Source organism: Ligilactobacillus murinus DSM 20452 = NBRC 14221, assembly GCF_001591685.1.
GTDB classification, from domain to species: domain Bacteria; phylum Bacillota; class Bacilli; order Lactobacillales; family Lactobacillaceae; genus Ligilactobacillus; species Ligilactobacillus murinus.
The window spans coordinates 1-8,928 of sequence record NZ_BCVJ01000061.1 but is presented as its reverse complement, the minus strand read 5'-3'; the positions used below and the strand labels follow the sequence as shown (position 1 = coordinate 8,928).

The 8,928-nt window shown below is 39.7% G+C and carries 8 protein-coding genes; 3 read left to right on the top strand and 5 right to left on the bottom strand.

What is annotated here, in order from left to right:
• Positions 1 to 70: 70 nt before the first annotated feature.
• On the bottom strand, positions 71 to 862 hold the full coding sequence (gene map / locus LMU01S_RS09080) for a type I methionyl aminopeptidase (RefSeq protein WP_056959155.1): 792 nt from the start codon (positions 860 to 862) through the stop codon (positions 71 to 73).
• A gap of 159 nt (positions 863 to 1,021) precedes the next feature.
• On the opposite strand from map, the gene LMU01S_RS09075 reads away from it, so the two are divergent.
• Both LMU01S_RS09075 and LMU01S_RS09070 read left to right on the top strand, forming a co-directional pair.
• Positions 1,022 to 1,474 (top strand): flavodoxin, encoded by a 453-nt coding sequence (locus tag LMU01S_RS09075; RefSeq protein WP_056959156.1) that lies wholly within the window; start codon positions 1,022 to 1,024, stop codon positions 1,472 to 1,474.
• 40 nt (positions 1,475 to 1,514) lie between these two features.
• Positions 1,515 to 4,382: a YfhO family protein gene (locus LMU01S_RS09070; protein WP_056959157.1), complete on the top strand. Its 2,868-nt coding sequence runs from the start codon at positions 1,515 to 1,517 to the stop codon at positions 4,380 to 4,382.
• A gap of 77 nt (positions 4,383 to 4,459) precedes the next feature.
• On the opposite strand, the gene wecB is transcribed toward LMU01S_RS09070, so the two are convergent.
• Positions 4,460 to 5,602, bottom strand: coding sequence for a non-hydrolyzing UDP-N-acetylglucosamine 2-epimerase (gene wecB, locus LMU01S_RS09065; protein WP_056959158.1), 1,143 nt, complete (start codon positions 5,600 to 5,602; stop codon positions 4,460 to 4,462).
• 128 nt (positions 5,603 to 5,730) lie between these two features.
• On the opposite strand from wecB, the gene LMU01S_RS09060 reads away from it, so the two are divergent.
• Positions 5,731 to 6,966, top strand: a complete 1,236-nt coding sequence (locus LMU01S_RS09060) for an aminopeptidase (protein ID WP_056959159.1) — start codon at positions 5,731 to 5,733, stop codon at positions 6,964 to 6,966.
• Between the two features lie 45 nt (positions 6,967 to 7,011).
• Here LMU01S_RS09060 and LMU01S_RS09055 read toward each other — a convergent pair whose 3' ends face one another.
• The 3 genes from LMU01S_RS09055 to apf all read right to left on the bottom strand — a co-directional run bounded on the left by LMU01S_RS09055 (position 7,012) and on the right by apf (position 8,360).
• On the bottom strand, positions 7,012 to 7,242 hold the full coding sequence (locus LMU01S_RS09055) for a cytochrome b5 domain-containing protein (protein ID WP_056959160.1): 231 nt from the start codon (positions 7,240 to 7,242) through the stop codon (positions 7,012 to 7,014).
• 81 nt (positions 7,243 to 7,323) lie between these two features.
• Positions 7,324 to 7,506 (bottom strand): hypothetical protein, encoded by a 183-nt coding sequence (locus LMU01S_RS09050; protein WP_056959161.1) that lies wholly within the window; start codon positions 7,504 to 7,506, stop codon positions 7,324 to 7,326.
• A gap of 155 nt (positions 7,507 to 7,661) precedes the next feature.
• Positions 7,662 to 8,360 (bottom strand): aggregation-promoting factor, encoded by a 699-nt coding sequence (gene apf, locus LMU01S_RS09045; protein WP_056959162.1) that lies wholly within the window; start codon positions 8,358 to 8,360, stop codon positions 7,662 to 7,664.
• Between the last annotated feature and the right edge of the window lie 568 nt (positions 8,361 to 8,928).

The following is an 8,928-nucleotide window of genomic DNA, read 5'->3' as shown; positions in this document are numbered from 1 at the left end:
GTGCGAAAAATTGCGTCTTACTCCGTAGAAATAACTGCTAGCAAATTTTGAGGCGTCCTTTGATCTCTGGCTATGGACGGTATAAATATTTTGCATCGATGTCTGGATCTTGTGAGGTCAAGATCTTAGGACCATCTTTAGTGATCACGATCGTATGCTCATATTGACAAGACAAGCTCCCATCAGCAGTACGTGCGACCCATCCATCTGGATCGCTCATATCAGCACGCCAGTCACCAATATTGACCATTGGTTCGATCGTGATCGTCATCCCTTCACGCAATCTAACGCCCTTACCAGCTTCACCATAATGTGGTACATTAGGGCTTTCATGCATTGTTGGCCCGATCCCATGGCCGATAAATTCACGAACATCGCCATAACCATTTTCCTCTTCGACGTATTTTTGGATCGCAGCCCCGATGTCGCCGATCCGATTACCGACTTTTGCTTGGTCGATCCCAAGATACATCGCTTTTTTTGTCACTTCCATCAAGCGTTCAACTTCTGGGTTCGCTTTGCCCACTACATAGCTCCAGCAAGAATCACTAAAAGCTCCATGATAGTCTACTACTGTATCGACTTTGACGAGATCGCCTTCTTTTAAGATCAGATTCTTTCGTGGGAAACCATGACAGATCTCATCATTAACACTGACACAAGTTGCATATTCATAGCCTTCAAATCCGATTTGAGCAGCAACTGCATCATGTTCTTTAAAATACTTTCTAGCAAATTCTTCAATATCCCAACTCGAGATCCCTGGTTTGATGATGTCGCGCAAACCTACATGCATCCCAGCAAGGATCGCACCAGATTTTGCCATTGCTTCGATCTCGCGTGGTGATTTTAATGTGATCATATATATCTAAATTCCCTTCATAAAATTCTTTGACCCTTTCATTATACCTTTATCATTTGAGTTTTTAAATATCTTATCCTTTCTGGGAAAATATTTGTCATCAATTTTGGTATAATAGTCCTTGTAACTAAACATTAAATATGAAAGAAGGATAATTTTATGGCTACAGCTAAAGTTGTCTTTGCCACGATCACTGGCAACAATGAAGATATTGCAGATATTATCGCACAAGCACTTGAAGAAAATGGAATGGATGTAGAAGTCGAAGAGATCTCACAAGCCGATCCAGCTGATTTTGAAGAAGTCGATCTCTGTGTAGTCTGCCCGTATACTTACGATGAAGGTTCACTGCCTGATGAAGGGATCGATTTTTATGAAGAACTAGCTGATGTCGATCTAACTGGCAAAGTTTACGGTGTGGCTGGCTCTGGTGATACTTTCTATGGCGAATATTTTGGCTTAGCAGTCGATAAATTTGGACAAGCTTTAGCAAATGCTGGAGCTAAACAGGGCGCACAAAGCGTTAAGATCAATTTAGCACCTGATAGTGATGAAGATATCAAACGCTTGGATGATTTTGCCAAAGCTTTAGCAAAAGCTGTCAATGCTTAAAGTTAGATCCATGACAAAAAACTGATCTGAGGTGACTGCTTTGAATTTTTCTTTTGAGAAAAAACAGTTAAAACATCTATATCTGACCTATACTTTGGCCTTCCTATTGGTTTCATTTTTTGTCTATGGAACTTATTTGATAACTGGACACGCCTTGATTTGGCATTTAGATGGTGCTAATCAGCATCTACCCTTATTGGAACAGTATCGCCAGCTCGTCTTAAACTTTTTCAAGGACCCTAGTCAGGGAATAACCCAGTGGGCATGGAACTTTGGTTTGGGAAGTGATGCTTTTCAGGTCTATTCCTACTATAATATTGGAGATATTTTCACCTATATTGCTTTACTTTTCCCTAAAAGTCAGCTGGCTTTAGCTTTTCAATTGACGATCATCTTGCGGTTATACTGTGCAGGATTAGCCTTTTGTTATCTAGCTAAGCATTTTGACTTTGGACGTTTGACGATCGTTGCTGGAGCATTGGTCTATCTCTTTAATGCCTTTTTGCTCTATTCAAATGTCGCTCAGCCCTTCTTTACGACCCCGTTTATCCTCTTTCCGTTGATAATCGTGGCTTTAGAGGCTGTTTTACAAAAACGTTCTTACTTACCTTTGATCCTAATTTTTACTTGGATGCTGATCAGTAGCTTTTACTTTGCCTATGTCTTAGGGATCGGCGCTATGATCTACTTAGGATTACGCTTTTTAACACACTATCGTCAGCTCTATTATCCTAAAGATATTTTCCAAGTCATCTTCAATTTAGGAATAGCGACGCTGACTAGTTTGCTGTGTGCCAGCATCATGCTTATCCCTGAGATCTTAGCTGTTAAAAATTCGACTCGTTCAGGGGGCGCATTTGCTAATGGATTGACTCTTTATCCGCCATATTACTACTTAGCGCTACCAAGTCAGCTGATCAATGGAGCTAACCGTGATTTTTACTTTTGGAGCGCACTTGGTTTTGCGAGCTTAGCTTTTTTTGCGCTCGTTTATATAGTAGGTGAACGCAAAAAATATCCCCTATTATTTGGAAGCTTTTTGCTAAGTTTTATCATGTTGCTCTTTCCATTTTTCGGCGCTGTTTTTAACGGGATGCTTGCACCTTCGAATCGCTGGACTTTACTAACGTGCTTACCGATGGCCCTAGCAGTTTGTTGCTTGATAAAAAATAGCCACAAACTCACCCAAAAAACCTTGAAAAGTTTTACGTATGGCCTACTACTTTATGTAGCATATATTAGCGTGACTTATCTATTCCAAAATGATGAAAAACTCTTTATCCCGATCGTCTTTTTATTTATCTTTTGGAGTATTTTGATCGCTTCAAATATGCAAAATATCCGTTCAAAATTACCAGCGCACCTATTACTATGGGCCTTGATCGCTAACGTCTGCTTTAATGCAGTCTACTTTGAAGCGCCTTACAACGGTGGCTATGCGACAGAAATGTTACCTACTGGTGCATATAAGACCTTAAAAAATGAGCGTTTCTTTGGTTTAGATAAAGCGTTGCCCGATCCCCAAAGTGATTTTTATCGGATCTCGACTTTGAGTAAGAATTATGAATTGGGTTCAGACTACCATCTTTACAATGTTTTAGATTCTAAACTCTATTCGATCAATTCATACTACTCACTTCAAACTAAGTCCTTAGGCGATTTTTCAAATGTGATGCAAAACTCGCAGTATGAAGCTAACATTCCTTTGGGGCAAGTTTCTGATCGCACGGTATTGAACAATTTCTTAGGCGTACGCTATCTTTTTGCTTTGCTCAACTACCCTAACGCCAATAAAGTGCCTTATGGTTATGAGCTTTCCAAGACGACCCAAAAGATCACTGATCCAAATGGAAATAGTAAAAAAGATCAACAAACTTTGCTTTACCAGACAAAAAATGCTTTTCCCTTGCTATATTTGCAATCTAAAGCAATAGCTGCTTCGAGCGCTGAGCAATTAAATCCTACACAACGTGAACGGGCCTTAGCTTTAGGTGTCGTTGTTGATGATAAACTGGCTAAAAATTATCCTACAGCAACCGTCAATTCTGAAGTCGTTGAGATCCCTTATCGTTTGATCTCAAGCCGTGGAACAGTCGTCTCACCCAAAGACCTTGTAAAACAAGATAGCGATGAGACCTACCAGATCGTGTTAGAAGAACCTGAAAAGTATGGTGCCGGCGAATTACATTTTGACTTTTCTCAGATCAAATACACACCTTTCACTTTTAGTGAGCAACTAGCTTTGGAAAAACGCAAGCAAACAAATGATCTGACCCAGGGGATCTTAGCGAAAAATGAACTTCTAAGTTCCTACAAATATTTCCGTTACCATATCCTACAAGGTTCACCAGACAACAGTTTTTCACTTAGTGTAACTTCCGACCTTGGGCAAGAAAAACTCTTCCAGCCTAAACAAAACGCTTTGTCATTTTATAAAACTGTTACTCAAGGTACTTTGAACAGTGGATATTTCAAAGAATTACCTTCAAGTTTGACTTTGACGCCCTCAAAACTGGGGACATATAGTTTCAAATTAAAGATCTACGTTGAAAAGCTGGGAACTAGCTATGATAAGCAAGTCCAACAAATCCAAAGACAAGCTTTACAAGATGTTAAATTGACTAAAAATGGTGTTAGCGGTAATATCACTACCACTCAAAAAGCGATCTTGACGTCTTCGATCCCTTACTCTAAAGGTTGGGAAGTTACAGTCGATGGTAAAAAACGTACCGTCATCAAGACTAACCAAGCTTTTATCGGTACGACCTTAAGTAAAGGAAAACACCAGGTGACCTTTACTTACCACTTACCTGGTCTTAAACTTGGAGCTTTACTATCAGTACTAGGGCTTTTATTATATGCTAGCTTAGGGCTTTTTACATTTCTAAAAAATAAACGAATACACTGACCGGATAAATAATAAGGGACCTATCGTGCTCATTATCACGATAGGTCCCTTATTATTCACTTAGCATAGCTTTTTTATCAACTAAAATCCTGTGGGCGGTCAGCCAACTGCCCAAAGTGATAGGCGATCGCATCTAAGATCCGGCGACTAGCTTGCCCGTCACCATATGGGTTTTTAGCTTGGGCCATTTGTTGGTACTGTGTTTCATCTTCTAGCAATACTGTCATTTCTTGCTTGACATTTTCGTATTCAGTCCCGACTAATTTGAGCGTTCCAGCTGCGATCCCTTCTGGACGTTCGGTCGTATCGCGCAAGACTAAAACTGGCTTACCTAATGATGGGGCTTCTTCTTGGACTCCACCCGAATCACTCATGATAAAATGACACCGTGCTGCCAAATTGTGAAAATCAACAACATCTAACGGTGCGATCAAATGGACCCGCTCAACATCATCAAACGCAGCATGGGCTAATTTTTGTACAGTCGGACTGAGGTGGACAGGATAAATGATCTCAGTATCAGGATGTTTATTCACAACATCTTTCATCGCTTTAAAGACTTGTTCCATCGGTTTACCTTGATTTTCCCGGCGATGCATCGTTACTAGAATAACTTTTTTAGAAAAATCAACTTTTTCCAAGATATCATGTTGATAATCTTGAGCAACCGTTTGCTTTAAGGCGTCGATCGCCGTATTTCCCGTCACATAAACTTGATCTACGGGATGATTTTCTTGTAATAAATTTTCTTTACTTTGCAAAGTCGGTGCAAAATACAGATCGCTCAAAACATCGGTCAACTGCCGATTCATCTCTTCGGGATAAGGTGAGTACTTGTTCCAAGTCCGTAGACCAGCTTCAACATGACCGATCGCAGTTTTATTGTAAAAAGCCGCTAAACTAGCAGCAAAGGTCGTTGTCGTATCACCATGGACCAAGACAATATCTGGTTTTTCTGCTTGGATCACTTCTTCTAAACGATTCATCACATTAGTCGTGATCGTTGTGATCGTCTGATTTGGTTGCATCACATCAAGGTCATAGTCAGGCGTGATCTCAAAGATCTCAAGCACTTGATCTAACATTTCGCGGTGTTGAGCTGTCACAGTAACAACAGTCTCAAATTCAGCCGCACGTTTTTTTAATTCTAAAATCAGTGGTGCCATCTTGATCGCTTCTGGACGAGTTCCAAAAATCGGCATCACTTTAAGCTTTTTCACATACATCACTTCCTAAAAGGTTTGGATTTCATCTTAATTATAACAATTGTTAAGCTCAAACAAAAATTTAATTATACCTTAATCCAAGCTACTTATGGTATTATAGATAAAAATAAGGAGGAATTTTTATGACCATTGCAAATTTCGAACATAAACTCGCCCAATATGCTCACTTGATCATAAAAACAGGCGTCAACATTCAACCTGGACAAACTGTTGCCCTATATATCTCAGTAACTCAACAAAAATTAGCTCATTTGCTCATCAAAGAGGCCTACGCTGCCGGAGCAAATGAAGTTATCGTTAAATGGAATGATACCTTCACTAGTCGCCAATTTTTAGCCCACGCTTCAGAAGAACGCCTCGAAAATATTCCCACATATGTAAATGCTGAAGCGGATTATATCGTTTCTAAGCATGCCGCACGGATCTCAGTGATCTCCGAAGATCCCGATGCTTTCAGTGGGATCGATGCCAAACGGATCGCTAAAAATCAGGCTGCGATGGGAAAAGCCCTTTTAAATGTACGTAAAGCGACCCAAAACAACGACCTTACCTGGACTGTCGTTGCTGCTTCAGACGTAGCTTGGGCTAAAAAAGTTTTCCCTGACCTAAGTGATACCGAAGCTGTCGACCGACTTTGGGAGGAGATCTTTAAGACTTGTCGGATCGATCAAAAAGACCCGATCAAAGCTTGGCAAGAACACGATCAAACCTTGCGTAATAAAGCTAAATGGCTCAATGATGAACAATTCGTAGCCCTTCACTACACTTCTTCCAAGACCGACTTAACTATTGGATTACCTAAAAATCATATTTGGGAAGGTGCTGGCAGCTTTAGCAGTGATGGGATCGAATTTATGGCTAATATGCCAACTGAAGAAGTTTTCACTGCGGCTGATAAAGATCACATCGACGGGTATGTCACTTCGACTAAACCACTTAGCTACGCGGGCAATATCTTAGAAGACATCAAGTTCACCTTTAAGGCTGGTCATGTAACTAAGATCGAAGCTAGATCAGGCCAAGATATCTTAGAGCACTTGATCGCAACTGATGCTGGAGCTAGCTCTCTTGGCGAAGTAGCGCTTGTCCCTGATCCCTCACCGATCTCACGTTCCGGGATCGTCTTTTTCAACACCTTATTTGATGAAAATGCCAGCAACCATTTAGCATTGGGAAGCGCCTATCCTTTCAGTATCCAAGACGGAACTACGATGGATGATGAAGCTTTAGCGGCTGCTGGACTAAACCTTAGTCAGATCCACGTTGATTTCATGATGGGCTCAGCCGATATGAATATTGACGGTATCCGTGCTGACGGTACAAAAGCCCCGATCTTTAGAAATGGTGATTGGGCCTAATTTCAATACTAAAAAAGGAAGGCTTAAAACCTTCCTTTTTTAGTATTATTTTAGCGTACCGACTTTAGGTAATTTAGTTAGGACTGCTTTTTCATGGGGAGCATGTGTGATCACATCACTAAGGTCGTTACCAGCTGTATTCCCGTGGTGCTTGCCACCTTTCCAAGCAGGGACTGCAGTAACATCATAGACGATGCCGTCGATCGCAACATAAGCCGGACGTCCATCTTGCCCGTCATATTGTGCTAATTGTGTCAAATCAAATTCTTTTTCCATACAGATCCCTCCAAATTAATAATCGCCTTTCACACTAACACTACCACATTATACTTTATAGACCAAATAATTTGTTTTATCTTACCCTAATAAAACTCCGCGAATCAAAAGATATCCACCGACCAGCAGTGCCAAAACACCAATAACAAATAAGATAACTTTCATTATGATCGACTCTTTTTCGTGCATATTGACCGCACTAATGATCATCAACAGCCCAAACAAACATACCAACATAATAATTAGCGTTGTTGAAAGCCGCATATTCTCACCTCAAGTTACTAAATATTTTATCATTTAAAATTATAATACTTTCCATATTGATTTTCATGAAAATTAAGCTCATTTAGTGAAACTTTAAAAATAACACAAAAAGACTAGGGCGACCCTAGTCTTTCAAAATTTATAATTGTTTTATCTTAGTACCAACCGTTTTGTAACCAGTGTTGCTTAGCGTTTGTCCAAGAACCGTAACGTGAAGATACGTAGTTGTTAGCAACACGTTCTTGGTTTTCTGCTGAGTAGTCACCGTTCAAGTATGAAGCAGATAATTGGTATTTACCGATGTATTGACCATTTGTTACTGTGTAAGAACCACCGGATTCTTTACCTGCGATCCATTCACGCGCTGCTGCTTCGTCACCATTACCGGTTGTATTTGTTGTTGGTTGTTGAGCAACTGTGTAGCTTTGACCTTGAGCTGCTTGTTGAACTGCGGCTGCTTGGGCTGCTTGTTGAGCTTGAGCTTGAGCTTGAGCAACTGCTTGGGCTTGAGCTGCTTGTTGAGCTTCAACTGCTGCTTTTGCTTGGGCTTGCGCCACTTGTTGAGTTTGATCAGCTTGTGCTGTTTGTGCTGGTTGAGCAGCTACAACTGGTGTTTGTTCAACTGTTTGTGTTTGACCGCCAACTTCGATCTTTTGACCTGGGAAGATCAAGTTGATGTTTTCTAAGTTGTTTAATTGTTGAAGAGCTTCAACTGTTGTATTATTACGTAATGCAATGTGTGAAAGTGTATCCCCGGCATTAACTGTCACTGTATCTGCATTTGCAGCAGCTGCTGTAGCAGCGGTAAAACCTACGACTGTTGCGGCTGATAATAAAACTTTATTTAAATTCATAAAATATATTCACTCCTGTAAAATTCTTCTACTTATATGTTTTCAAATTTAAATATCTATTTTTCTAATAACATCCAAAAGCTCAAAGCTTTTTAGCTCCTTGCGAGCTAACAATGAATAGTATACGGATTGATTATGACATTAAAGTACCAAAATCTTTACCTAAAATGGAAGTTGTGTAATGTTTGTTACATTTCGTAATATTTAGTAACAATTCTTTTATACTAAAATCCCAGCTATCTAAACTAAAGCCCGCAATCTCGCTGTTCTTACCTTTTATAAGTTTTATGACAAAAAACGTCTCTTTTTTACCAATTTCGACTAAATTTTTTTGGAAAAATTCGAAAAAAATTTTTTCAATGGCTAAAAAACGATTATTTTTTCGAAAATTCCGCTTTTTTAGCCATTCTTGTTACATTCATGAAATAGTGTAACACCCTTATCAAACATAAGTTCGTATTTTAGAGATATTTTCTCCCTTGATTTCTATTCGTTATCAAATATTTATGACAAAAATGCGTCATTTAGTGCAAAATATAAAAAATCAGGTAGTGGTCTGACCCACTAT

Coding starts and splice junctions, on each gene's coding strand:
- map (WP_056959155.1), bottom strand. CDS start 862: ATGATCACATTAAAATCACCACGCGAGATCGAAGCAATGGCAAAATCT.
- LMU01S_RS09075 (WP_056959156.1), top strand. CDS start 1,022: ATGGCTACAGCTAAAGTTGTCTTTGCCACGATCACTGGCAACAATGAA.
- LMU01S_RS09060 (WP_056959159.1), top strand. CDS start 5,731: ATGACCATTGCAAATTTCGAACATAAACTCGCCCAATATGCTCACTTG.
- LMU01S_RS09055 (WP_056959160.1), bottom strand. CDS start 7,242: ATGGAAAAAGAATTTGATTTGACACAATTAGCACAATATGACGGGCAA.
- LMU01S_RS09050 (WP_056959161.1), bottom strand. CDS start 7,506: ATGCGGCTTTCAACAACGCTAATTATTATGTTGGTATGTTTGTTTGGG.
- apf (WP_056959162.1), bottom strand. CDS start 8,360: ATGAATTTAAATAAAGTTTTATTATCAGCCGCAACAGTCGTAGGTTTT.